The organism is Streptomyces sp. NPDC006655, from assembly GCF_040703965.1.
In the GTDB taxonomy this organism is placed as follows: Bacteria; Actinomycetota; Actinomycetes; order Streptomycetales; family Streptomycetaceae; genus Streptomyces.
In genome coordinates this window covers 1-21,319 of sequence record NZ_JBEYJU010000056.1, presented here as the reverse complement: position 1 = coordinate 21,319, position 21,319 = coordinate 1, and the positions used below count along the sequence as shown (strand labels likewise).

27 protein-coding genes and 1 tRNA gene are annotated in these 21,319 nt (G+C 69.4%); 8 read left to right on the top strand and 20 right to left on the bottom strand.

Translation table 11 applies throughout. The features are described 5' to 3' along the window. The first annotated feature begins 20 nt into the window (after positions 1 to 20). The 5 genes from AB0958_RS28270 (at position 21) to AB0958_RS28250 (ending at position 3,281) form a co-directional block, all read left to right on the top strand. Positions 21 to 353: a hypothetical protein gene (locus AB0958_RS28270; RefSeq protein ID WP_366893301.1), complete on the top strand. Its 333-nt coding sequence runs from the start codon at positions 21 to 23 to the stop codon at positions 351 to 353. Positions 354 to 470: 117 nt separating this feature from the next. Continuing rightward, a complete protein-coding gene (gene tgmA / locus AB0958_RS28265; RefSeq protein ID WP_366893300.1) occupies positions 471 to 773 on the top strand; it encodes a putative ATP-grasp-modified RiPP in 303 nt (100 codons plus the stop codon). 5 nt (positions 774 to 778) lie between these two features. Continuing rightward, a complete protein-coding gene (tgmB, locus tag AB0958_RS28260; protein ID WP_366893299.1) occupies positions 779 to 1,744 on the top strand; it encodes an ATP-grasp ribosomal peptide maturase in 966 nt (321 codons plus the stop codon). Next, positions 1,734 to 2,921: an ATP-grasp peptide maturase system methyltransferase gene (gene tgmC, locus AB0958_RS28255; RefSeq protein ID WP_366893298.1), complete on the top strand. Its 1,188-nt coding sequence runs from the start codon at positions 1,734 to 1,736 to the stop codon at positions 2,919 to 2,921. Before tgmB ends, tgmC begins: the two co-directional genes overlap by 11 nt. 33 nt (positions 2,922 to 2,954) lie before the next feature. Next, positions 2,955 to 3,281 carry a DUF6087 family protein gene (locus AB0958_RS28250; protein ID WP_366893297.1) on the top strand — a complete coding sequence of 109 codons (327 nt, stop codon included), beginning with the start codon at positions 2,955 to 2,957 and terminating at the stop codon, positions 3,279 to 3,281. On the opposite strand, the gene AB0958_RS28245 is transcribed toward AB0958_RS28250, so the two are convergent. The 5 genes from AB0958_RS28245 to AB0958_RS28225 all read right to left on the bottom strand — a co-directional run bounded on the left by AB0958_RS28245 (position 3,282) and on the right by AB0958_RS28225 (position 8,607). Further along, complete coding sequence (locus AB0958_RS28245) at positions 3,282 to 4,961, bottom strand: mobilization protein (protein ID WP_366893295.1); 1,680 nt, start codon at positions 4,959 to 4,961, stop codon at positions 3,282 to 3,284. Beyond that, a complete protein-coding gene (locus tag AB0958_RS28240) occupies positions 4,961 to 5,602 on the bottom strand; it encodes a MobC family plasmid mobilization relaxosome protein (RefSeq protein WP_366893327.1) in 642 nt (213 codons plus the stop codon). Before AB0958_RS28240 ends, AB0958_RS28245 begins: the two co-directional genes overlap by 1 nt. A 132-nt stretch (positions 5,603 to 5,734) precedes the next feature. Further along, positions 5,735 to 6,649, bottom strand: coding sequence for a DUF2637 domain-containing protein (locus tag AB0958_RS28235; protein WP_366893294.1), 915 nt, complete (start codon positions 6,647 to 6,649; stop codon positions 5,735 to 5,737). A 205-nt stretch (positions 6,650 to 6,854) separates the two neighbouring features. Continuing rightward, positions 6,855 to 8,135, bottom strand: a complete 1,281-nt coding sequence (locus tag AB0958_RS28230) for a DUF3631 domain-containing protein (RefSeq protein ID WP_366893293.1) — start codon at positions 8,133 to 8,135, stop codon at positions 6,855 to 6,857. Between the two features lie 232 nt (positions 8,136 to 8,367). Beyond that, positions 8,368 to 8,607 (bottom strand): hypothetical protein, encoded by a 240-nt coding sequence (locus tag AB0958_RS28225; RefSeq protein WP_366893292.1) that lies wholly within the window; start codon positions 8,605 to 8,607, stop codon positions 8,368 to 8,370. Between the two features lie 111 nt (positions 8,608 to 8,718). On the opposite strand from AB0958_RS28225, the gene AB0958_RS28220 reads away from it, so the two are divergent. After that, on the top strand, positions 8,719 to 9,384 hold the full coding sequence (locus AB0958_RS28220; RefSeq protein WP_366893325.1) for a helix-turn-helix transcriptional regulator: 666 nt from the start codon (positions 8,719 to 8,721) through the stop codon (positions 9,382 to 9,384). Continuing rightward, positions 9,381 to 11,054 carry a site-specific integrase gene (locus tag AB0958_RS28215; protein ID WP_366893291.1) on the top strand — a complete coding sequence of 558 codons (1,674 nt, stop codon included), beginning with the start codon at positions 9,381 to 9,383 and terminating at the stop codon, positions 11,052 to 11,054. Before AB0958_RS28220 ends, AB0958_RS28215 begins: the two co-directional genes overlap by 4 nt. Before the next feature lie 47 nt (positions 11,055 to 11,101). Here the strand turns inward: AB0958_RS28215 and AB0958_RS28210 are convergent. Then, positions 11,102 to 11,202: transfer RNA gene (locus tag AB0958_RS28210), tRNA-OTHER, on the bottom strand. Positions 11,203 to 11,573: 371 nt separating this feature from the next. Here AB0958_RS28210 and AB0958_RS28205 point away from each other — a divergent pair. Next, positions 11,574 to 11,714, top strand: a complete 141-nt coding sequence (locus AB0958_RS28205; RefSeq protein ID WP_366893290.1) for a hypothetical protein — start codon at positions 11,574 to 11,576, stop codon at positions 11,712 to 11,714. 492 nt (positions 11,715 to 12,206) lie between these two features. Here AB0958_RS28205 and AB0958_RS28200 read toward each other — a convergent pair whose 3' ends face one another. The 14 genes from AB0958_RS28200 to AB0958_RS28135 form a co-directional block, all read right to left on the bottom strand. Continuing rightward, positions 12,207 to 12,551: a hypothetical protein gene (locus AB0958_RS28200; RefSeq protein WP_366893289.1), complete on the bottom strand. Its 345-nt coding sequence runs from the start codon at positions 12,549 to 12,551 to the stop codon at positions 12,207 to 12,209. Next, on the bottom strand, positions 12,538 to 13,032 hold the full coding sequence (locus AB0958_RS28195) for a hypothetical protein (RefSeq protein ID WP_366893288.1): 495 nt from the start codon (positions 13,030 to 13,032) through the stop codon (positions 12,538 to 12,540). Before AB0958_RS28195 ends, AB0958_RS28200 begins: the two co-directional genes overlap by 14 nt. Positions 13,033 to 13,106: 74 nt before the next feature. After that, positions 13,107 to 13,838, bottom strand: coding sequence for a hypothetical protein (locus AB0958_RS28190; RefSeq protein WP_366893287.1), 732 nt, complete (start codon positions 13,836 to 13,838; stop codon positions 13,107 to 13,109). Positions 13,839 to 13,882: 44 nt separating this feature from the next. Next, complete coding sequence (locus AB0958_RS28185) at positions 13,883 to 14,875, bottom strand: N-6 DNA methylase (RefSeq protein WP_366893286.1); 993 nt, start codon at positions 14,873 to 14,875, stop codon at positions 13,883 to 13,885. Between the two features lie 5 nt (positions 14,876 to 14,880). Beyond that, positions 14,881 to 15,528, bottom strand: coding sequence for a hypothetical protein (locus tag AB0958_RS28180; RefSeq protein WP_366893285.1), 648 nt, complete (start codon positions 15,526 to 15,528; stop codon positions 14,881 to 14,883). A gap of 102 nt (positions 15,529 to 15,630) precedes the next feature. Next, complete coding sequence (locus tag AB0958_RS28175) at positions 15,631 to 16,029, bottom strand: hypothetical protein (RefSeq protein ID WP_366893283.1); 399 nt, start codon at positions 16,027 to 16,029, stop codon at positions 15,631 to 15,633. Continuing rightward, positions 16,029 to 16,400: a hypothetical protein gene (locus AB0958_RS28170; RefSeq protein WP_366893281.1), complete on the bottom strand. Its 372-nt coding sequence runs from the start codon at positions 16,398 to 16,400 to the stop codon at positions 16,029 to 16,031. The genes AB0958_RS28175 and AB0958_RS28170 overlap by 1 nt, the downstream gene beginning before the upstream one ends. 83 nt (positions 16,401 to 16,483) lie before the next feature. Continuing rightward, positions 16,484 to 17,020 carry a hypothetical protein gene (locus AB0958_RS28165; protein WP_366893280.1) on the bottom strand — a complete coding sequence of 179 codons (537 nt, stop codon included), beginning with the start codon at positions 17,018 to 17,020 and terminating at the stop codon, positions 16,484 to 16,486. 12 nt (positions 17,021 to 17,032) lie between these two features. Further along, the gene (locus AB0958_RS28160; protein ID WP_366893279.1) at positions 17,033 to 17,770 is read right to left on the bottom strand and encodes a hypothetical protein; all 738 of its coding nucleotides are present in this window, start codon (positions 17,768 to 17,770) and stop codon (positions 17,033 to 17,035) included. A gap of 29 nt (positions 17,771 to 17,799) precedes the next feature. After that, positions 17,800 to 18,573, bottom strand: a complete 774-nt coding sequence (locus AB0958_RS28155) for a hypothetical protein (RefSeq protein ID WP_366893278.1) — start codon at positions 18,571 to 18,573, stop codon at positions 17,800 to 17,802. 34 nt (positions 18,574 to 18,607) lie between these two features. Then, on the bottom strand, positions 18,608 to 19,291 hold the full coding sequence (locus tag AB0958_RS28150; RefSeq protein WP_366893277.1) for a hypothetical protein: 684 nt from the start codon (positions 19,289 to 19,291) through the stop codon (positions 18,608 to 18,610). Positions 19,292 to 19,384: 93 nt separating this feature from the next. Next, on the bottom strand, positions 19,385 to 20,068 hold the full coding sequence (locus AB0958_RS28145) for a hypothetical protein (RefSeq protein WP_366893276.1): 684 nt from the start codon (positions 20,066 to 20,068) through the stop codon (positions 19,385 to 19,387). A gap of 62 nt (positions 20,069 to 20,130) precedes the next feature. After that, positions 20,131 to 20,439, bottom strand: coding sequence for a hypothetical protein (locus AB0958_RS28140; RefSeq protein WP_366893275.1), 309 nt, complete (start codon positions 20,437 to 20,439; stop codon positions 20,131 to 20,133). Between the two features lie 98 nt (positions 20,440 to 20,537). Next, on the bottom strand, positions 20,538 to 20,807 hold the full coding sequence (locus AB0958_RS28135) for a hypothetical protein (protein WP_366893274.1): 270 nt from the start codon (positions 20,805 to 20,807) through the stop codon (positions 20,538 to 20,540). Positions 20,808 to 21,319: the final 512 nt, after the last annotated feature.

Genomic DNA, 21,319 nt, shown 5'->3' with positions numbered 1-21,319 from the left:
CCCGCATTTCGTTACGGCTGATGCGGGCCGACGAGCTGGTGAACGATCCGAGTCCGGACGCCTGCGTGGAAGTCACCCTCGGTCCCCTCCAGCTGGCAGACGCTTGCGATTCGTCGATGTTCGCCGAGCCGCTGCGCATCACACCTGCCGATCTCCTCCGGTTGCACATGGAGTCCGACCTGGCGCTCGGGGAGATCCGCGCCGAGGTCGTTCGAGCGGACATCGCATGGCAGCGGCATCTCGGCCGCTGGTACGCCGAGGGCCGAGCCGCCGTCGAGGCCAGGGAGCCGGAAGTAGTCCTGCTCGCGCGTGTGCTTGAGGGCCTTCGACGGCAAGTTCTCGCGCCGGTCTGATCCTGCTTGACGCCGACCGGCGCTCACCGCTCCCGCTGGGCACATGAAAGCCGCAGGTGGCCGGCGGGCAAGCAAGACAGTCATCACACAGGTACTTCCACCACCGAAAGGAAGATTGTGTTCAACCACATGGATCGCTTTCCCACGGGCAGCCCGCTGCCGCAGGGACACCTGACCGCCGTCCCATGGGGCCTGCGCCGGATCGCCCCGTACCCGCCCGTCGAGGACTCCGGTTACGCGACGGTGAAGTTGGACCCGGCGACGCAGACCGCCCTGTACTTCGACGCCTCCGGGGCACCCACCATGTCCCCCGGCCACGGCACATCTTCCGGTACGAACCCCAAGACCGGCACCACCGGCCAGGGGGACCGCAACAGCGACTCCCCGGACAGCGACACGGGCAACGACACCGACCAGTGACTGTGGTGACGAACGACGAGCGTCCGGTCCTGGTCGTCACCAACCTTGACGACCCGACCGCGGACTTCGTGATTGCCGAGCTGCACGACCGGGGTGTCCCGGTCGTGCGGTTCGACTCCGGTGACTTCCCGGCCACCCTGTCGTGCTCGGCCGCCATCGGCGGCGACACTGACGGCTGGCGGGGAAGCGTGCAGACCCCGAGCCGACATGCCGAACTGGGCACCGTGCGCGCCCTGTACTACCGGCGCCCCTCCGGGTTCACCTTCCCTCACCTCGACAGGCAGGACGAGAGGTTCACCGTGGCCCAGGCCCGCTACGGGCTCGGCGGCATCCTGACCTCCCTGCCCGGCTGCCTCTACGTCAACCACCCCAACCGCATCGGCGACGCCGAGTACAAGCCCGCCGGCCTCGCGGCAGCAGCGGCGGCAGGCTTCAAGGTGCCGCCCACGGTCATCACCAACGTCCCGGACGACGCACGGGCCTTCATCAAGGAGTACGGCCCGGCGATCTTCAAGCCGATCTCGGTTCCGCTCTACCTGGTCGACGGCCACGCCCAGACCGTCCCGGTGACCGAAGTGAGTGCCGACGAGATCGATAACTCCGTGACCGGCACCATGCACCTCTTCCAGAAGCGCGTGGACAAGGTCGCCGACATCCGGGTCACGGTGATCGGCGAGCAGATCTTCGCCGTGCAGATCGACTCCGGTCTCCTCGACTGGCGGACTGACTACAGCACTCACACGTACACGCCGCTTGCGGCCCCGCCCGCGGTGGAGCAGTCGATGCACGCCTACCTGAAGCACTTCGGGCTCGTCTTCGGGGCGTTCGACTTCGCCCTGACCGACTCGGGTGAGTGGATCTTCATCGAGTGCAATCCTTCCGGGCAGTGGGCATGGATGGAGCCGCCCACCGGTCTACCCATGACCGCCGCACTCGCCGACCTCCTGGAAGGAGGTGTCCATGGCCAGTGAGCCCGATATCGAGACGGCCGCTGCCGATCTACGGCTTCGGCTCGCCCGCCAGCTGGAGGAGGACGGCCGGCTGCGGTCGCCACAGTGGCGAGCCGCCGTTGAAGCGGTGCCTCGCCACGTGTTCGTCCCTCGCTTCTACCGGGAGAGCGACGCGTCCGGCGTCACCACTTGGGAGCCCGTGACGCCGGAGACTGTCGACCAGGACGAGTGGCTCCGGCTCGTCTACACCGACGAGACATGGATGACCCAGTTCGACGGCCACGACATCGACTGGACTGACCCGAAGCCGATCAGCAACGCGGCCCCGACCTCGTCATCGACCCTGCCCAGCCTCGTCGTCCGGATGCTCGAAGACCTGGACGTGCACGACGGCATGAACGTGCTGGAGATCGGCACGGGCACTGGTTACTCGACGGCCCTGCTGTGCCACCGGCTCGACAGTGGCAGCGTGACCTCGATCGAGACGGACGAGGGCGTGGCCCGACGCGCCCGTGAGGCTCTCGCCAGTGCCGGCTACAGCCCTCACCTGCTGGTGGGGGACGGCCGCGTCGGCCACCCGGACGGAGCGCCTTACGACCGGCTGATCGCCACCTGCGGCTTCCGTAACATCCCGCCCGCCTGGCTGGAACAGGTACGGCCGGGCGGCGTCATCCTCACCACCCTGCGCGGCTGGATGCGCTCCCTCGGCCTGGTCAAACTCATCGCCGCCGGGGACAGCGCGAGCGGCTGGTTCAGCGAGGACGACCCGAGCTTCATGATCGCCCGCCAGCAGGATGCCCCGGAGAGCCTTGGCATGGTCCCGGGATCCGACGACGGAACGAAGCGGAAGGCCGCGTACGGACCGGAGGCACTCACCGACTCAGGGCCGGCGTTCATGGCACAACTCGCCGCACCGGACGCCCGATTCTTCTCCATGGCGGTCGACGGCAGCCCGCTCAGCACGTTCGTACTGGACAGCGTCACCGATTCCTTCGCCGTACTCACCGCTACCGACAGCGGCTGGGAGGTCCGGCAGGGCGGCCCCCGACGTCTCTGGGACGTGATCGAGTCGGCCATCGCCACCTGGGAGGAGTACGGCGCGCCGAGCACCGCCGCGTTCGGAGTGACCGTCTCCCGCGACGGACAGGTCGTCTGGCTCGGAAACCCGAGCGGTCCGCAGTGGCGGCTACCCTCCTGACACAGCCACCACCGCCGACGCGAGGAATGCAGGATGGACGACGAGCCGCTGAAGGACTGGGCGGAACGCCGTGACTCGAAGATCGGCCGACTCCGCGCCGCACCTGTCGTCTCCGGCGATGGCCCCAAGACATCCCATCTGAACCCGGATGCACCCCGAGCCATCGAGCGCTGGAACGGACACACGTGGGAGCCGTACGGCTTCGTCGCCAACCTGGCGGAGGCCAAGGCCCTCCTGCATCCCGAGGTCAATGAGCCGACGCTGACCGGGCCGGTGCCGAAGCCGCTCGGCTCCGGCACCGGCAAGCACCGCAAACCCCAGTCACCCACTTCGGACGGTGGGGGCCCAGCACAGAGGTGATCAGCGCCGCCGAGCCCGAGACTGCTCCGGTCGCGGAGCCGTGGAAGGCACTGCGATGTGATGCGCACGGGTTACTGCCTGCGTGCGTGGGCCTGGTACGTGTCTGTCGGCGAGACGGTGGATGCGCCAGGTCAGTGCTCGTGCGGGGCTGTGGGCGTCGTCCAGGGTGCGCTGGGTGAGCGCCTGGGCGAGGACGGTGGACGCGTTGTGGCCAGCCGCCTCCGCCTCGGCGAGGGCGGTGGTGAGGGCGTCGAAGGCGGGGTCTTCGATGATCTGATCCACGTGCTCGGGTACTACCTGGCGTAGTTGTCGGATGTGCCGATCCACGACCTGCCGAGGCGGCCGACGACTTGCGAGGGCGGCCAGGGGCTCGACCGAGGCTTGGTCGTAGGCGGCCTGGAGGTGGTGCAGGGTTTCTTGGGCGGCGGCGACTTGCTGGTCGTGGTGGCGCAGCTCGTGCCAACGGGCGGCGGCGATCACGACGAGGATCGCGGCGTCCAGGAACATCGCCAGGATGGCGCCGTCCTTGGGGGCGGGCTCGCGGACCATCGCCCGCACGGCGCCGCGCAGCGCGCGAGTGTGGTGGTGTTCAGCCCCGATGCGGGAGCGCGTGGCGCGTTCGAACGCCGTTGCTGCTTCCCGTAGTTGGGTTCTCAGGGTCTGGGGCGTGAGGAGGGGGAGGGCGTCGAGGGCTTCGCCGAAGGCGGCGAGGTGGGCCTGGGAGGCTTGATCGTCGTCCTGGTCGAGGCGGTGGGGGATGCGTTCGGTGGCGGCGGTGGCCTGGTACCAGGGGTTGGGCCTGCGCCGGCCCGGCTGGTCGGCGGGCTGCCGGTCGATGGCCTCCAGGCGCTGTCGGATCTTGGGGAAGGACAGGTCCGGGGCGAGTTCGGACCCGGAGAACCAGACGGGCTCCTTGCCGGCAGTGGTGGTGTCTTCGGCCGCGACCTTGTAGCCGCGTACATCGCCGGAGGGGAAGTACACGACTTCCACGAGCACGCCGTTGAGGTGGCTGAGCAGGTGGACGAACTCCTCCATGCTGGAGGCGGCTGCCACGGCGGTGCGCACGGTGGCGCGCAGCCGTTCGCGGGCTGGCTTCTCCTGGCCAGCGCGGAGGGCCTTCTCCTGCTCGGCACGGGTGGGCCGCTTGGCGGCGGTGCGGTCCCCGCGTACGACCTTGTGAAGGCCGTATTCCTTCTCGATGGCGGCTAGTTCACGGTCGGCGGTGATGTAGTCGTTCCAGTGCCGCGCAGTGCGCAGATCCGCCCGGACCTTGGTGGCGGCGATGTGGATGTGGTCCGGTGCGTGGCGGACTGCGACCCAGCGGCAGCCGTCCGGGTCGTCGTCGGGCGCGATGCCGGTGGCGGCGACGACGCGGCGGGCGATGTCGGCCCACTCCTCGTCGCTGAGGATGCGGTCGGTCTCGGCGGCCCGGACCGAGCAGTGCCATATGTGCTTCTCGGGTGCACGGCCCAGCCGCCGGGCCTGCTTGACGTGCAGGTCGAGGTCGGCCACCAGGAGCCTCTTCGTGGCGTCGAAGTCGTCGGCGCGACCGGGGTCGGGGGCGAAGCCGTCCCAGGAGGCGACCAGGTGCGGGTCGGTGTGGTCCTTGGCCTTCTTCGTGTCGAACAGGTACCGGATCAGACCGGCGGTGTCCTTGCCGCCGCCGATCTTCGCGATCATCAGGCCGCCTTCTTGGCGACGGCCTGGTTCGCGGCTGCCGCGATGTCGCCGACGGTGGCGCCGACCGCCGTCAGGGTCTGCTCGAGCTGGGCCAGGAGAGCATTATCCCCAGGGTGTGGATGGCCGCCGGAGTTGAGCTTCTTGGCGATCTGGTTGATGTTGTGGCCGATCTTGGCGACCTCGCTGCGGAGGGCGGTCAGCTCGTCGATGTAGTCGTCGAGTTCGGTGCGCTGGCCGGGCAGGGCGAGATCACCGTGGACGTGCGCCATGACGACGGCGCCGATGTAGTGGGCGCCAGCGATGTTCAGCGAGCGAGCTTCGCGGAGGATGCCGGCCTTCTCGCCGACGCTGTAGCGCACATCGACGCGTTCTTTGCGTTGCACGGCTTCGCGCTGGCGGCGGCGGGCGACGCGGTGCAGCGCGGCGGCGTCGGCGGCACGCGGCAGCTGGCCGGCGACGGTGCCTGCGGGCTGTTTCCCCTCGGGCGCCCCCTGGTGCCCGAGCCCCTCCGCCACCCCCGGGGCGGAGGGATCCCCGTTGAGCCGCCCCTTGGACGGTCCAGCGGGATACCTTGCTGCGCGGCTGAGGTGGTCGGTCATCTCCTGCTGAGGGGTGGGGAGTTCGCGGTGCGGGTCGCGCATGGGGTGGTTCTCCATGGGGTGCTGGTGCCGGGTGCTTTGCTGTGCGCGGCTCCTGTGCCCCCCGCGCTTGTCCGCACGGGGGCAGGGGGTGGGCCGGAGGGGTGGGGCGCCGATCGGCGCGGTCGCCGAGGATCAGACGGTGCCGACGGGGGTTGTGTCGAGTTGCCTCTGCCGTTGGGAGGCGGCTTCGTCGAGTTCGGACTGAAGGACGTCCTTCAGCCTGTCCGCCTCCTTCCTGCCGATGGTCAAGTCCTTGCTGCGAAACGCGTCTTCGATGTGGCGGCGCGAGGCACGACCCTTGCGCCCCAGTGGCGCGGTGCGCGCAATGGCGAGCCGTTCGGCGGAGATCTCGCTGGTCTCGTGGCCTTGCGATTCGACGGAGGGGTGAGGGGCGTCGGTCATTTCGGCGGTGGCCGAAGTCGTGTCGACTGAATCCCACGCCACGATGGCGTGTCGGTGAGCCACGTCGGCAGCGGTCGGCTCCGGTGCTTCGAGAGCGGAGCCACTGTGGGCAGGGGTCTCGGTGCCGTTGGTGCCGTTGGTGCCGTTGTGGCTGTGGCCGGAGGGGTTGTGGCTCTCTGTGGCGTGTGGCTCCTGGGGGCGGGGCCTGGGATGGCGTTGGATGACGATGTAGAGGTGGACGGCGCCGGCGAGAGCAAGTGGGGCGATGGCGGACAGAGCGCCGACGGTGAGGTCGTCGAGGCTGAGCCCGCCTCCTGGGCGGGTCTGCTGGTTGAGGCGGACGGCGTGCAGGGCGTTGGCCCAGATGCTCGTCACGGTTGCGGCGCCGACGAGTATCCATACGTAGACGCGGGACCGTGTTGAGGCGGTGCGAAGCATCACCAGGGCGGCGACGCCAATGGCGATGAACCCGTCGATCACGAGAGGGAATGCGTACGTGAGAAGCCAGCGAATGTGGATGGCGACGGCCATCTGCCGCAGGGCGTCGTAGGAGAGGGCGAAGGCGAACACCGCGAGCAGGGCGATGCCCAGGCGTATCGCTGCGGCGCCCGATACGGCGGCGATTTTGATGCTGGGGGAGGTCAAGCGGGGCACTCCACGTGCGGTTGGGCGGCGGTTATCGGCGCGGGGCAGGGGTGGCCGCCCTGAGGCGCGGTGACTCGTACCACTCGTTGCGTGCCTGGTCAGAGCAGGTACGAGTGGTCTGGTGATGCCGAGTCGACTCGTTGCGGGCTTGTCACTCGTCCCCGCGCTGACCTGCGCGGGGACGAGTGCGACGAGTCGGCGCGGGTCAGGCTGCGGTTCCGGGTAGCGGCTCAGCGGCTGGATGGGCGGGCCCGGGCGCAGGCTTCGGCTCGGGGCAGTAGCGGGCCCAGGTGTCGAGGAATTGGTTGCGGGCGAAGCCCTTGGCCTGGGTGCCGTCGAGGAAGCGGCGATTGGCCGAGTTGATCCCGTAGGGCTTCAGCAGCAGTTGCAGGCCGCGCGGGGTCAGCCCGCCTGCGCCGTATTCCGCCCACGGCGCTTCCTTGTCCGCGTTGAGGGCCTCCAGCAGGCGCTTCGTACCCAGTACCGCCGGGTCGTTCTCGGCGGCGAAGGCCCGGCGGATACCGACCAGGAGGCGGGTGCGCAGGCCGCCTTCCTCGTCCTGCCCCGCCTCGTAGTCGGTCACGACGCGGCAGGAGGTGCGTGCGAGTGCGGGCCATTCGCCGCCGGCGAGGTCGGCGATGACCACCAGGGGTTCCCAGGTGTCGGCCGCGCGGTCCTCGACCGGCATCGCCGGCTCCATCTCCAGCGCCTGCTTGTACAGCGGCTTCAGCCAGGCGGAGAGCCGGTCGCGGATCGAGTGCAGGGCGGGCGTGTCCCGGGTGGTGCGGAAGGCGGCGACCTTCTCGCCCGCCGCGCGGCGCCGCATCCGGATGACCACCGACCGGTCCATCACCGTGTCGGGCAGGTCACCGATCCCGGCAAGCGCCGCCATGGCGAACGTGGGGAACGCCGTGGGCTTGTGCTCGGGCCCGGTCACCCGCAGCGTGGGCCGGTTGCGCTGGTGCCCGGCGTTGATCAGGCCGCGCACCTCCTCGTTCTTCTCCGCCGTCCTGACAGTGCTGAAGAGGGCGTCGGCCTCGTCGACCAGCAGCGTGGGCGGGTCCTCGTCGTCGATCGAGCGGAAGATAGCCGCCGGGCTGGCGTTGACCGTGATCAGCGGGTTGCGCACGGTCTCGGTCACGATGTCCAGCAGGCGTGACTTGCCGCACCGCTTCTCCGGAGCCACGATCGCCAACCGTGGCGCGTGCTGCCACGCGCGCTGCAGGTGCGTCGCCGCGATCCACAGCGTGACCGCGGTGAGGGCCTCCTCGCTCGGCATCACCACGTACCGCTTGATCTGCGCCCGCAGGTCGGCCAGGACCTGCGCGCCGTCGGAGGCGGGCGGCGTGGTCGGCGCCTCAACTGGGCTTGCGGGTACGTCGGGTGAAGGCAGCTCAGTGCCGTCGACCGACTGGCCGGGGACGGCGACCGGCGGCCATGAAGGCGTGTTGGGGGCGGAATAGGGCTCGGCTCCCGCATGTTCCACAGGGCAGCTCCTCGTCTGGCGGTGGCGGGCTTGCGCGCCCTTGCCGCCGGGTTGGTACTTCACGGGCCGTACGGGGTTGCTGGGGCCTCCGGCGTTGCGTCGCCGGGGGCCCGTCCGTTCTCGCGGGCGCCAGGCCATCGCGAGGGAACACGGACCGTACGTCCACACCGGGCAACAGTCCAGCTTTTCTGTGTCAGCTCAGCGCAGAACGATTTGCTACGCTGCCGCCCCTTCACGCCGCCAGCCCGAGCAGGTCCAGCAGATCCGCGGTCACGACCCGGTAGGCGTTGCCGAGCCGCAGCACCTTGCACGGATAAGCGCCCCGCTTCGCCAACTCGTAGCCCTTGCTCCGCCCGAGTCCCAGAGCCCGATTACTCGTATCCAGGTCAATGGCCACGGGAAGGGCCAGCAGCTCCTCCCGGCTCATCCCCTTCGAGCCCTTCGGATGTCCGGTCGTCGCATCTTCGCGCATGCAGAGCGCCCCTTTCGGTACAGCCCTCGGCGAACGCGGTCATCACGTCCGGCTCCAGGCGTCTACCAATCAGGATGCGCAAGCTACTGTGTCTTCATGACACAACCTGATGTGGATGCTGATGAGGACGACGTTCCGGAGTGGGCGGACCGGATCAAGGCCAACGTGGCCGGCGAAGTCCGCCGGAGAAGGAAGGAGATGGGATGGAGCGCACAGGACCTGGCCGAACAGTGCGAGCGGCTCGGGCATCCCATCCCGCGCAACGTGATCGCCAACATGGAGTCCGGACGCCGGGCCACCCTCCCGCTGGTGGACGTGATGGTCCTGGCCGCCGCCCTGGAGACGTACCCGGTCTGCCTGATCTTCCCGGTCGGCTACGTCGAGCAGACCCAGGAACTCCCCTTTCAGGACCTCATCCCCACCTGGGACGCTCTGCGGCGCTTCACCGGCGAGCAGGAGGTGCCCATGTGCGACGCGGGCCTGGTCCCCGACTTCGAGCTTCACGCCAGCCTCGTGCGCACTGCCCTGGCCGCGCTCGACGAGGAAGAACGGGCACGGTTCGCGGCCAAGACGGCCACCAGCCGCGCCCAGCAGGAAGAGGCCGAGCGACGGCGGGCCAAGTACGCCGACCAGGCCATCTCCGCCAAGCACAAACTCCGTTACCTTCGCCGCGACCTCCGCGAGGAGGGGGCCATCCCGCCCCACCTGCCACCTGCACTGGGCGACGTAGACCCGCCAGAACCCGATACCGACACCACCCCGGAGGAACGCCTTTGAAGGGCTCCACTCACCGCCGCTGCTACTGCCGCGACCCCCACACCGGCAAGCCGCTCGGCAAGAAATGCCCCAAGCTCTCCAGTCGCAAGCACGGCTCGTACTCCATACGCCAGGAACTCCCGCCCCGCGAAGACGGCACCCGTCGCTCCTTCAGCCGCGCCGGCTACGACTCCCTCAAGGCCGCCCAGGCTGACCTCGACCACGTGCGCGCGCTCGTCGGCCTCGCGGACGCCGACGATGCCGAGCGCCTGGCCCAGATAGCCGAGTTGCTGGAGAAGGTGGCCGACGAGAAGGCCCCGCTGCCGAACATCGAGGCGACCCGCAGGCGCCTCAGCCACGGCCTGGACTTGACGAGCAGGCTCACGGTCGGCGAGTGGCTGGATATGTGGCTGGCGGGCAAGAAGGGGCGACAGAGCGCCATCAGTCGCGACGAGAGCAACATCAGGGTGCACCTCAAACCGCGGATCGGGCACTACCGGCTCGACCGCCTCCGGGTCGCCCATCTGTCGGAGATGTTCGAGGACATCGCCGAGGCCAACGTCGAGATCGCCGAAGGCAACGCGGCCCGCCGCAAGGCGTTCGAGGACCTTGCCCAGATCCCCTGGAAGGGCCGTGAGCACCGCGCCCACCGCAAGGTGATGAAGGCGGCCATCGCGGAGATGGAGCCCTACCGCCGCATCGTGGGGCCGGCCACGCGCCAGCGCGTCCGCTCCACCCTGCGGGCTGCGCTTAACGCCGCGATCGCTCAGCAGCTCATCACCTTCAACCCGGCTGCCCACGTCGAGTTGGATGCGGGCAAGCGGCCCAAGGCTCTCGTGTGGACCGAGGAGCGCATTCTCCACTGGAAGCGCACCGGCGAGAAGCCGTCGTCGGTGATGGTCTGGACGCCGGAGCACACCGGGCTCTTCCTGGACCACGTTGCGGAGGACCGCCTGTACGCCCTGTTCCACCTGATCGCTTTCCGTGGACTGCGGCGCGGCGAGGCATGCGGGCAGAGGTGGACCGACACCAACCTGGACGCCGGTCTCATCACCGTCGCCAAGCAACTCGTCGTGGACGGCTGGGAGGTGTACGAGGACGACCCCAAGACCGACGCCGGCGCACGGACCATCGCGCTCGACTCCGACACGGTCCAGGCCATCAAGCGGCACCGCGCCCAGCAGGACAAGGATCGTAAGGAGTGGGAGAACGCCTGGGTGGAGACCGGACGCGTCTTCACCAAGGAGAACGGCGAGTTGCTCCACCCCGCCAACGTCACACGGCAGTTCATCGAGCTGTACGAGGAGATCGGCCTCCCACCAGTTCGGCTCCACGACCTCCGCCACGGTGCCGCGACCCTCGCCCACGCGGCCGGGGCCGACCTGAAGGACATCCAGGAGATGCTCGGCCACTCCTCGATCACCATCACGGCCGACACGTACACGAGCCTGCTCCCGGAAGCGGACCTGGCGATCGCGGAGGCCGCAGCCCGGCTCGTACCGCGCGCCCGCGCCACCTCCGAGAACACCGCTCCGGAGGCGGCACCCGAGCCGGATGGCGAGGAGAAGCTCGGTCCGGAGGCCGTGCCGGATGATGCTGATCCATTGGGAGATATTTCGGAGATCAACTCTCCGTCCGCTCACGCACCGCTCACGCAAACGGCCCCGGACGACGAGTCCGAGGCCGAATAGAACCCCTCCCTAGGGGATAAACCCCAGGTCAGAGCGGTAATGCGTCGTGCCCCCGGCAGGATTCGAACCTGCGACACCCGCTTTAGGAGAAAGACAAGATCGCGTTCGGGGGTGGCGGGGCGGGAGCGGCGTGACCAGGCGCGATGGCGGTGAGGTGTCTCCACCGACCTCGGAATGGCCTCTGACCTGCGCGGATGGTCTCCCGGCGAGTCCCAGACGGTCCCTGTCGGTCCTCCGTCGTACCAAGCACTACGTCCCCGCACTGTCCCCACCAGGACCTCGTGTCCCCGTTCTGTCCCCACTCCGTCCTCATCAAGGCCGAATGGCGTGACTGGCCGACCGGAGTCGAACAACGGGTCAGGTGGGGCCCGGCTTCACGATTCCGTGAGCACCGCTCGGCCTTCGCGGCACGGTCGACCTCGGCGCCGGTGAGCGGGGTTGCGCCGCTAACCCCTCCGTCCTCGATCGTCGGCCTTGGCCCCGATGACGGGCGCCGTGTCGATGTGATGGAGGAAGTACATGAAGGCCGAACGCACCGCGATTGCCGCGCTGGGCGCTGTGGTTGCCGGGATCATCGCTGTGTCGCACCCCTCGCTCATCCCGGCGATGACGCTGGCCGTCGCCGTGTGGGTGGCGTTCGCTCTGTATCTCAAGTTTTGAACCAGTTCTGCCAGAAGTGCGCTGCGACAGTTGGAGGAGAGAAGTGAACCCTGACCGCCCTACCTCACCTTTTCAGGCAGAGACGCCTACGACGGCTTGGGAGGACGGCGACGCGCCTTCGGCCCTCAGTGACCCTCTGCCGGTCTGGGAGGACGATGACGTGCCTTCGGCACTCGGCGACTCTTTGCCGGTTTGCGAGGACGTCGACGTGCCATCTGCTTTCAGTGGCCCTCGTTCAGTTCCAGTCGGGTGGCGGGACTGGGAGGACGTGCCGCGCGCGATCGAGGCAGAGGGTCTGTGAGTAACGGCCGAAGGGCGGCCCGGACTCCTGTCCGGGCCGCCCTCGCGGTCACGTGTCTTCTTGGGCGAGGCGTGTCGTGAGCCGTCCAACGTGTCTGTTTCGGGTGACCTCACGGTCGTTCGAATCCGGCCATTCTTGTCAGCGCCTCCGATGTTCTGTGCGGCCAGCGAGGACCGGTGCCGTAGCCGACGTCAGGTGTCCGTTCGGTTCCTGAGGCCCAGCCGGTTGCTCCAGGTGCGGCGCCGAGGCGTCGATGCATAGGCGAGCTGGGTGCGGAGCTCGGTCACCTCGTCCAGGAGCAAGTCGACGATGACGCGCGCTTCGGCGATGAAGTGCGCGTCCGCCTCGGCGCCGGCCAGTGCTCCGGCGTCTCCCTCATGGGCGACGTCGACGGAGGCGATGCGGTCGTCGCCGCTGTTGGCGATGAGGAAGCTGGTGACCTCCTCGTCGAGGTCGATCCTGATGACTCCCCAGGGACCGGGAACGGTCTTGTCGCGCAGTGCTGCGATGGCGGCGAGTTCGTCAGGAGTGAGCACCGGTGGCCTCCTCGGCGGGTTCGGTGGGTGCGACGTAGCCTCGGCAGCCGCAGTACTCGTAGCAGCGAGAGTCCTCCGGGGCGGTCGGAGGGACGCTCTGGTGGATGCCGCGGGCGTGGCCGCAGCCTGCGCGGGCGCAGTGGGGGTGGTGCTGGTTGTCGTGGCGATAGGCTGACAGGCCGACCCGGTGGATTGTCTGGCCGGTGCCGCGGGTGGGCTCGGTGTCGGCGAAGCAGCCGGCCCAGCCGCAGTCGTGGTTGAAGTGGAATGTGCCGGCGAACGCGAGGGCGCCGCAGCGTCCGCAGCGGTATTGCGGGCAGCCGTGCTCGTCGGGCGGGATGGGCTCGCCGGTGCAGCAGTCGATCTTCAGAGATTCGCGGTAGGCGGCATGGCGGCTGGCCCGGGCGTCGCGTTCTGCCTCGCGGGCGGACCTGCGGTCCAGGGCGGCCTGCTTCTCACCGAAGAAGTCGAGTTGTGTCATGGCAATGCTCGGATTAGTTGATGGGTTGTGGATGCGGGGCGATACGCGGGTCGCCCCGCACCCCGCGGCGTTGATCAGCTGGTGGTGGGCTTCTCGGTCGGCTGCGACTTCTTCTTCGCCTCGGCTGCGTTGGTGGTCTTCGCCGTGGAGCGCTTTGACCCGCTGGCCTCCGGTTGTTTCTTGGGCTCGGTCTTCTTGGCGGTGGACTGGGCCTTTTGGGCCGTACGGCGTGGGTTCCTTGCCGGGGTCTTTGTGGTGGCCTTGTCCGGCTCGGGCCGGTCCGTGGTCTGCGAGGGCGCGCTGTTTGTCGTCACCTCGGCGGCTGCCGGGGGTTCCGGCGCTGCTGCGATACGGCGCGAGGACTTCTTCGGAAAGGCGCGGAGAGCTGGGCGCTTGCCGCCGAAGGACGGCAGGAGCCGGGTACGGATGTTGCGCGCGGTGGTCGCGGCGGGCGGGTTGTTCGTGAAGCAGACGCCGACGTTGTAACGGACCCCCGGGGTCAGGTGCTTGAGGCTCTCGGCGTACGTCTCGGCGTCCCCGTCGTTGTCGAACTCACGGATCGGGACGTCGAGCGCCCACGTCTGGACGGCCGCGCCGCGCCAGATGTGCTTGATGCCGATGCGGCGGCCGTCGGGGTGGATGAGATACGCGGACAGGTCGGGGTGAGGCTTGTCGTCGGCGTCCACGGTCCAGCCGTCGCCGAGGCTCGCCACGGTCGTGATGACGAACTCGTCGAAGTCGGCGGGAAAGACGCGCTGCTTCTTGGTGGCCTCGTCGTCAGTTGCGGTGGGCTTGGTCGGGCTCACGAAGCATCCCTCCTGGTTGTGCGGGTGTGGTGCGGGGGCGACGTTCACGCCGCCGCTCCCTCGAGGAGCTGGTTGAAGGCGTGGAGCATCCGGCCGGCTCTGTGCTCGAACAGGGCTTGCTCCACGACCGCGTTGCGGTGCTTGATGACCGCCTCGCGCTCGGCCAGTGCCGTTGAGAGGTCGGCGTCGTCGGTGGCGAGGGAGTCAGCGCGCCAGATGACGGTCCGGGGGCCGAGGTCCCAGATGATCGCGTTGACGGCGGCACAGGCGGTGGCCAGCGGGTCGATGTCGTTGCCGAACCAGGTGTAATCGTGCGGGTTGAGGCCACGGTCGCGCAGCGTCTGGGCGACGGAGCGGAACATGCCGCCGCTGCCGAGGGCCGGGTCGCGGATGGTGGGGCCGTGGTCGTCGTCGCCGACGAGAATCTCGGCCATGAGATCGGTGACAGAGGGTGGCGTGTGGTACTCGCCGCGCCACTTCTTGTCGCTCTTGTGGCGTAGGCCCGTAAGCAGGGGGCTCAGGACGTCGGCCTCCGACCGCCCGTAGGGGTCGCCGCTGGCAGTGAGGTCGAACAGCCCGTTGTAGATCGCCGTATGGATGACGGCCTGGACGGCACGCAGCTGGTACTCGTCCGGGTCCTCCTCCACCCAGTCGTGCAGGGGACGCGCGACCTCGATGAGGTCGGGGCGGGCCATCCACTGGGACCCCCAGATCTCGCGCAGGAGCGGCGGGAGCTGGGCCGGTTCGAGGGTGAGGAGCCAGTCGCTGACGAGCGGCTCCCGGAAGAAGGACAACGAGGCGATGGTGCCGAGTGGGACATCCATGCGGTTGCCGCCGTAGTGGCTGAACCAGGCGGCGATGACGTTCTCGGCGACCTCTCTGGCCAGTCGGTTGGGGTCGCCCGGGAAAGCGATGCGCTTACGGCGCCAAGCGAGGGCGGAGGGTGGCTTCGACGGATTGGAGGCTTCCTCCTCGCGCTGCTTGGCGCGCTCTTCGAGCTTCTGCTCCACCTCGCCGAACAGATCGAACTGGACCACGGCGCTCACTTCCCCGCCGGATCGGTCGTTGCGCCCGGCGACGCGAACGGGTGCGGTGGGGCACCGGCGGGTGCCGGAACTGGGCCCGCCTGGAGGATCGACGTGGCGCGGTCGGCGCGTTGGATGTAGTAGCCGTGATCCTCGTGGAGGCGGCGCATGCGTTCCTCGTGTTGGGCGATGAGGCCGCCGTAGCGGTGCAGGGAGTCAGGCGCGCAGTGGTGTTCGTGGGCGCGGCGCAACTCCGGGGTCCAGGGCTGGGCGAGCCAGTGTCGGGCCAGGGCGGAGACGATCTCGGAGGTCCGGCGGGCCGTGCCTTTCGGGACGCGTACCGGGGCGCTGACGATGAGGCGGTACGGGCGGAGGCGTAGGGCTCTGGCGTCGAGGGCGGTGCGGGTGAAGGGCTCGGCGCCGGCGAGTGTGATGCCGAAGATGACCGGGGCCTCGGCCATGCGGAAGCCGAGCGGGCCGGTGCCGTAGGCGACCTGGAGGATCTCCTGCAGGGGGTCCTGGTCGGCTTCGGGGTGGTGGTCGGGGTCCCAGCCGAGGGTGAAGGCGCCGATGCCGGTGACGCGGTACACGGCTTGGCCGGTGTCGAAGTCGGCGAACTCGGTCACTTCGAGGGCCGGGCCGCTGCCGACGGTGAAGGTCAGCACAAGAGTGCTCTCTCTCGTGATGCTCGTGATGGAGGCATGGGTGGGGTAGGGGGCCGACCGATGGCGTGGGCTCGGCCCCCTGGTTGGTCTGGGTGGGGCGGGTTATCCGCCGTGTTCGGCGCGCCAGCCGTTGACGTACGACCCGACCTCTTCGGCGAGGGGTTCGAGGGACATGTCGCCGGGCGGGTTGCCCTCGGCCGTCGTGGTGTCGTAGACGACCTTCGCTGTGCCGAAGGTGTTGTCGATGTGCACGGCCTTCCAGCCGCCGATCTTGGTTCGGTCGCTGTGCCAGGGGAGCGACTCGCGGCCGGTGACGGCGACGTACTGCTCACCGTCGGTCGTGAGCTGGACGGTGATGTTCAGCTCGTTGCCGCACCAGTCCACGCCCACGTCCGTGCAGTGCTGTTCGAGGGCCTCGATGACGTCGGCGTACAGGGCACGAGCCTTTTCCTCGTCGGCGAGGCGGAGGAGGCGTACGGCGCTGAGGTAGTGGAGGGCCATCACCTGCCCTCCGTGGTCTGGTCCATGTCGGGGATGTGGTCGCCGCAGACGAGGGAGAGGGGTTCGCCGTCGTGCGGGAGGTCCAGCTCGACGTCCTGAGGCTTGCGGCAGAGCAGGCAGGCCAGGGAGACGGTGCGAACCATGCGCAGGGGGCGGACGGGAGTGCCGGCCGGGAGGTGGAGCGGCTCGGTGTGACCGGGGAGGGCCAAGGTGAGGAGGGTGAGTTCGGGGGAGATGACGGTCTTCTTGACGCTGACCACCGTGAGAGGGGTATGCGCCGCGTCAGGGAAGGCGAACACGTCGCCGGGGCGCAGTTCGTGCGCGTGCACGGGTCTGGTGAAGTCGAGGGTGACCACGGCGTGGTTGCTCATGCTCAGGGATCTCTTTCCGTTGTGGCTGAGGGGCGGTCGGCCGCTCGGTGGCGTCTCGCACACGGCACCGGGCGGAGTTCGGGCTACTCGTCGATCTCGCGCCGGGGGCCGTTGACCGGGGCGCGGTCGAGTTCCGTGGAGATGTGCCGGGGAACGCGGGGCACCTGCGTGTCGTGGAGGGCGAGTTCGCCGCTCGCGAAGTCGATGAGCACGGTGCCGTCCGGGTCGATGCGGGTGACGCGGCCGTAGAGGGGCTGTTCGGGGTGCCGGACCCACTCGTGTTCGGTGAGGGGCGGCAGGTGCTGCGGGCACTGGCCGGGGTCACGGAGCGAGAGGTGGGAGGCCGACGGGTGCCAGCAGGGCTGTCCGTCGGGCCGCCGCTGCTCGCAGCCGCGGGAGATGTGGCCGTAGCCGTCGCAGCGGATCAGGACCTGGCCCGGCCAGGGCTCACTGGCGCGCACGATGGCAAAGGTGACGGAGCCGTGCGGGCCCTGGTCGTGGTGGGCGACGTACTCGATGGTCAGGCCGATGGTCGTCGGCCAGGTCTTCAGCACGTTCGCCGCGATGGTCTGGGCGTGGGTGGCGGGAACGGATGGCCCCGACGGGCGCTCGCGAGTCATGTGCATGTCACCTCACTTGCTGTCGGCGCCGATGTCGGTGCCGGTCTGGGGGAGCAGGAGGAACGCCGTGTGCTCGTCCGGGGCGCCGAAGCGCGCCAGGTGTCGTGCACGCAGGTGCGGAAGGGGGTGGATCTGCCGGGCGAGCGCCGTGATCCGTCGCTCGGTGCTCGCCGGCCACAAGGGGCACTCGTCGGTGGCGCGGATCAGCCGGATGGCGCCGCCCTCGCTCATGGGGATGTCCGCGCAGATGACGTCGAGTACGCGGCACGTGTCACCGGTGAACTCGACCGTGATCATTTGGGCGTGGGGATGGTGTGTGTGGGCGAGCTCGGCGATCCCCGCGATCCGGTCGGCCGGCGGGAGGTCGAGCGTCCGGCGTCGGTCCGGTCCTGGGGCCGGGCGTACGGCGCTCCAGGTAGCCGAGTGGAGTCCGGCGAGCGCGTCGCTCAGGTCGTCGGCGAGCTCCTCCAGGTCCAGGGTGGTGGTGTCGGCGTCCCTGCGGACATTGAGGACCAGTTCCTCCGTCCCGCCCCGGTGCGTGGTCCACAGGCCGTGCAGTTCGATGGTCCGGTCGTGGGGGGAGTGGTCGAAGGTGAGGTGGGTCGCCTCCGGGTACGCCTCGACGATGCGCGCGGTGACGTGGTCGAGGACCGCGACCTCGTACTGGGCCTGGGCCGCGTTGAAGGCGTCGATGGCGAGATTGCGGTGGCGTAGGGCTGTGGCGGCCCGGTTCGCTGCGGTGTCGGTCATGAGGGCTGTGTCCTTCCGGGGCGCTGAGGTCAGCGGTGGACGGTTACGGCGGAGGGGTGCTCGCGGTACGGGAAGACCAGCTGCCACAGCTGTCCCTCGTGCGCGGAGGCGACGGCCATGCACGGGCTCAGGTGGCGGCTGCGTAGGTGCGGCAACGCGTAGAGGTGGGCGAGGAGGCGGGCCAGTTCGTGGGAGATGCCGTGCGGCCAGAGGTTGTCGTCGGACTCCGGCGAGCAGCGGGGGCACGAGATGTCGACGGTCTCGCCGCCCGCGAGCGTGATCTGCTCGAAGCCGACGGCGACGCCCCGGTGGCCTGCCTCGAAGCGGCAGACCAGCGATTCGGCGTCGGGCACGTGGCGACGCACGATCGCAGCGACGGCGGCGGCGCAGTCAACGGGCGGGAGGGTGAGCCAACGGCGTTCGCGGTGCTCGTGGACGGGGTGCGGTTCGAGGAGACCCCAGCGGTAGAGGAAGGCACCGCTCAGGACGCGTTCGAGGTCGCTGAGGAGTTCGTCGACGTCCAGCGGTCCGTCGCGCCAGCTCTGCTTCGGGTCGTTCTGGGCGTCGTAGAGGAGGCGGTGGTTGTCGATCGCGGAGCCCTGGGCACTCCAGATGCCGTGCAGGCGGACGTGGCCGTCGGCATCGACGCTGACCTCCAGGTGCTCGGCATCCGGGTGGGCCAGGCGTACGCGGGCGGCGATGTCGTCGTGGATGGCGAGAAAGAGGGTCTCGCCGGCCTGGAGGTAGGCGGTCGCAAGGTCCTTCAGGGGGATCTGAGTCGGGCGAAGTTCCCGTTCCTGCATGGGTGTTGGCTCCTGAGAAAGTCGGTTGGGATGGTCAGTGCGCGCGGCGCACGACGATGGCGGTCGCGTTGTCCGGGCCGTTGATGCCAGCCGTGCCGGCGAGAAGTTCGGCAGCTTCGTCCGGGTCGTCACGGAGGAGCGCGGCGGTGATGGTCCGCTCGTCGACGCCTTGGCTGACGCCGTCGGTGCACAGCAGGACCGCGGTGGTGCCGTGCACGGGCAGGGACGTGGTCACGAACTCGTGGCGGGCGACGGTGCGTGTCACCTTCCGGTCGTAGAGCGGCAACGGGCCGCGCTGAGCGGTGTGACGGCGGATGCGCTCGCCGAGCGAGTGGTCGTATGTGGCGCGCTGGAGCTGTCCCTCGGAGGTGAGGACGTAGGCGCGGCACAGCCCCGCCCAGGCGAGCCGGACACGGCTGTGGGCGGGATCGAACAGAGCGGTGACGATCGACGCGTCCGCGGCAATGCCGCTGGCGGCGAGCTGGTCACGCGCGTTGATACAGCCGGTCTCGGGCGTGGCGCCGAGCGCGGCGCCGGCCGTCTCCTCCGCGGCCAGACTGGCCGCGTCGGCCGCGGCCGTGGTGTCACCGATTCCGTCGGTGACGGCGACGGCGATACGACCGGTGGCCTGGTCGACCGCGACGGCGAAGGCGTCCGCCTGAACCTCGCGGCGGCCTTGCCGCTGGGCGCCGCCAACGCGCCAGGGTGTTCGGGACATGACTGGACTGACTCCTTTGCATATGGGGGAGTGCAGGGGCCCGCCCGGGGCCGGGCTGCTCGCATCGGCCCGCGGCCCCGGGCGGAGCAGTCGCTACGGCACAGGAACCGGAGCGAGGTGAACGGCCGGAGCGATGAACTCCGGGCAGGAGCCGAAGCGTTCGTGCAGCGTGTGTTCCTTCTCCCACTGGCCGCAGCGGGCACAGGTGGGCTGGGTGTGGCCCGGGGCGGGGCGTGCGACGTAGGCGCCGTTCAGGTCGCCCTCGGTGAAGGCGACGACCCCGGTGGCCTCCTCAAGGCTCACCGCGCCCCGTCCGCGTGCGGCGGCCTCGCGCAGGGTGCGGCGCAGGAGGGCTCCAGACCAGTCGAAGCCAGGGCTGATGCCGTCCTGCGGGTCCTCGTAGGTGACGCGGTACGCGGGGAAGGCCGCCTCGGCCGGGTCGGTGAGGGGACGGGCCCAGAACTGGACGGGGCGATCGTCGGCGCGCTGCTCGGGCTGCGGCGCGACGGCGGAGACGATGCGCATGATCAGGCCGCCGTCGTCGGCGAGGCCGGCCTTGCGGGCCGCGTACGCGCACAGTTCCTTGAAGCCGGAGACCCCGTGCGCGGCGAGCCACCGGTCGGGCGTCAGTTCACCGCCGAAGTTCTCCCGGAAGTCGGCGCGGTCGCGGCGCTGGACGGCGGCGATGACGCCGACCGCGCGGTCGATCACGTCCGGGGCGATGCCGTACCTGGCGGCTTCGGCGTGCAGTAAGCGCTCGCGGGTGGGCTGGTCCACTTCGCTCTCTCCTTCGTGGATGCCGGGCTCCGGTGCTCCCGGGCCGCAGGCTGGTGGGGGCGTTACGGATGGGCCGGGGGCCGCTGGCCGAAGTGCTCGGCCGCGGTGCCGTGCAGGACGTCCAGCCGGGCCGACAGGCGTTTGCCGAGCGTGCGGCCGTGCATGTCGATGCCGCTCTCGTGGCTGACTGACTCCAGGTGCCACCGGCGGTGGCCGTCGTCGAGCGTGAAGTCGTACAACTCGCCGGGGCGTAGGCCGCGCAGCGTCAGGGCGCGCACGGGCCTGCCGTCCGGGTCGGCATGGACGGTGGGCGGGCCCTGGAGGCGGGCGGCAGCCACTATCGCGGCGATGTCGGACAGGGGGATGCTCATCGGTTTCCTCGCACTTTGGTCGGGGCCTGCAGATCTATGACTGACGGCAGTTGTCTGTCACCACACATGTCAAACGCGTGTGAAATTGCCCTTCCTGTTCAGAGGTCGCCATACAGGTCCGGCCGGCCGGTCGTCTCGCGCAGGGCGCAGACGAGGAGTCGGCCGGCGCCCTCGACGCCGAGGGCGTCGGTGACGAACCGCAGCGGGGTCACCGGGCGGCCGATCGCGTCGCCGTAGGCGCGGGCCAGGGCTTCGCCGATCACGCGCGCCTGCTCTTTGGCCTGTTCGAACTGCTCGGGTGTGACGCCGTGAGTGGCGAGTCTGGCGGTGAGTGTCTGCTGTTCGTCGGGGGTGAGGTGTCGGAACATGATCAAGCCCTTCGGGATGCATGGGAATTGATTGATAATGTTGATAACATTTTATCAATCTTGATCAATTGTCGTCAAGTTTCATTTATCCAGGCGGCCTGTCACCTCGGGGGCGACCGCGTCTGAGCGCCTCGCGCGCCGCCTGGCGAGGCCCCTCGAGGGCTCCCTGGGCTTCGAGTTCCGCGGCGCGGGCGCGCCGCGCCTGGTCTTCCCGGAACCAGCGGCGGTCCCGGCTGCGGGCGCGCTCGTCCTTCTCGCGCTTCTCCCGAGCCGTAGCGGCGTCGCGAAGGGCGCGCGGACTCGTGCCACAGCCGCGGCAGTTAGCGGCAGGGGAATCCGGATGCGCCGCACAGCCGTCAGCCCCGCGGCGGTCGTCACCGTCCACCGGGGGCAGGGGGTCTCTCTGGTGGTTCTCTGTGATGTTCCCCCCTGATCTTGGACAGCTCGATACTGGGACGGTTGGTCCCGGAGGAAGTAGTCCAGATCGTGAGCGGCAACAGTGGTAAGCGGTA

What these genes read in the sequence shown, in the direction of transcription:
- AB0958_RS28270 (WP_366893301.1), top strand. Translation starts at nt 21, where the DNA reads ATGCGGGCCGACGAGCTGGTGAACGATCCGAGTCCGGACGCCTGCGTG.
- tgmC (WP_366893298.1), top strand. Translation starts at nt 1,734, where the DNA reads ATGGCCAGTGAGCCCGATATCGAGACGGCCGCTGCCGATCTACGGCTT.
- AB0958_RS28250 (WP_366893297.1), top strand. Translation starts at nt 2,955, where the DNA reads ATGGACGACGAGCCGCTGAAGGACTGGGCGGAACGCCGTGACTCGAAG.
- AB0958_RS28245 (WP_366893295.1), bottom strand. Translation starts at nt 4,961, where the DNA reads ATGATCGCGAAGATCGGCGGCGGCAAGGACACCGCCGGTCTGATCCGG.
- AB0958_RS28240 (WP_366893327.1), bottom strand. Translation starts at nt 5,602, where the DNA reads ATGCGCGACCCGCACCGCGAACTCCCCACCCCTCAGCAGGAGATGACC.
- AB0958_RS28225 (WP_366893292.1), bottom strand. Translation starts at nt 8,607, where the DNA reads ATGCGCGAAGATGCGACGACCGGACATCCGAAGGGCTCGAAGGGGATG.
- AB0958_RS28205 (WP_366893290.1), top strand. Translation starts at nt 11,574, where the DNA reads ATGAAGGCCGAACGCACCGCGATTGCCGCGCTGGGCGCTGTGGTTGCC.
- AB0958_RS28195 (WP_366893288.1), bottom strand. Translation starts at nt 13,032, where the DNA reads ATGACACAACTCGACTTCTTCGGTGAGAAGCAGGCCGCCCTGGACCGC.
- AB0958_RS28175 (WP_366893283.1), bottom strand. Translation starts at nt 16,029, where the DNA reads ATGGCCCTCCACTACCTCAGCGCCGTACGCCTCCTCCGCCTCGCCGAC.
- AB0958_RS28170 (WP_366893281.1), bottom strand. Translation starts at nt 16,400, where the DNA reads ATGAGCAACCACGCCGTGGTCACCCTCGACTTCACCAGACCCGTGCAC.
- AB0958_RS28165 (WP_366893280.1), bottom strand. Translation starts at nt 17,020, where the DNA reads ATGACTCGCGAGCGCCCGTCGGGGCCATCCGTTCCCGCCACCCACGCC.
- AB0958_RS28160 (WP_366893279.1), bottom strand. Translation starts at nt 17,770, where the DNA reads ATGACCGACACCGCAGCGAACCGGGCCGCCACAGCCCTACGCCACCGC.
- AB0958_RS28155 (WP_366893278.1), bottom strand. Translation starts at nt 18,573, where the DNA reads ATGCAGGAACGGGAACTTCGCCCGACTCAGATCCCCCTGAAGGACCTT.
- AB0958_RS28150 (WP_366893277.1), bottom strand. Translation starts at nt 19,291, where the DNA reads ATGTCCCGAACACCCTGGCGCGTTGGCGGCGCCCAGCGGCAAGGCCGC.
- AB0958_RS28140 (WP_366893275.1), bottom strand. Translation starts at nt 20,439, where the DNA reads ATGAGCATCCCCCTGTCCGACATCGCCGCGATAGTGGCTGCCGCCCGC.
- AB0958_RS28135 (WP_366893274.1), bottom strand. Translation starts at nt 20,807, where the DNA reads ATGTTCCGACACCTCACCCCCGACGAACAGCAGACACTCACCGCCAGA.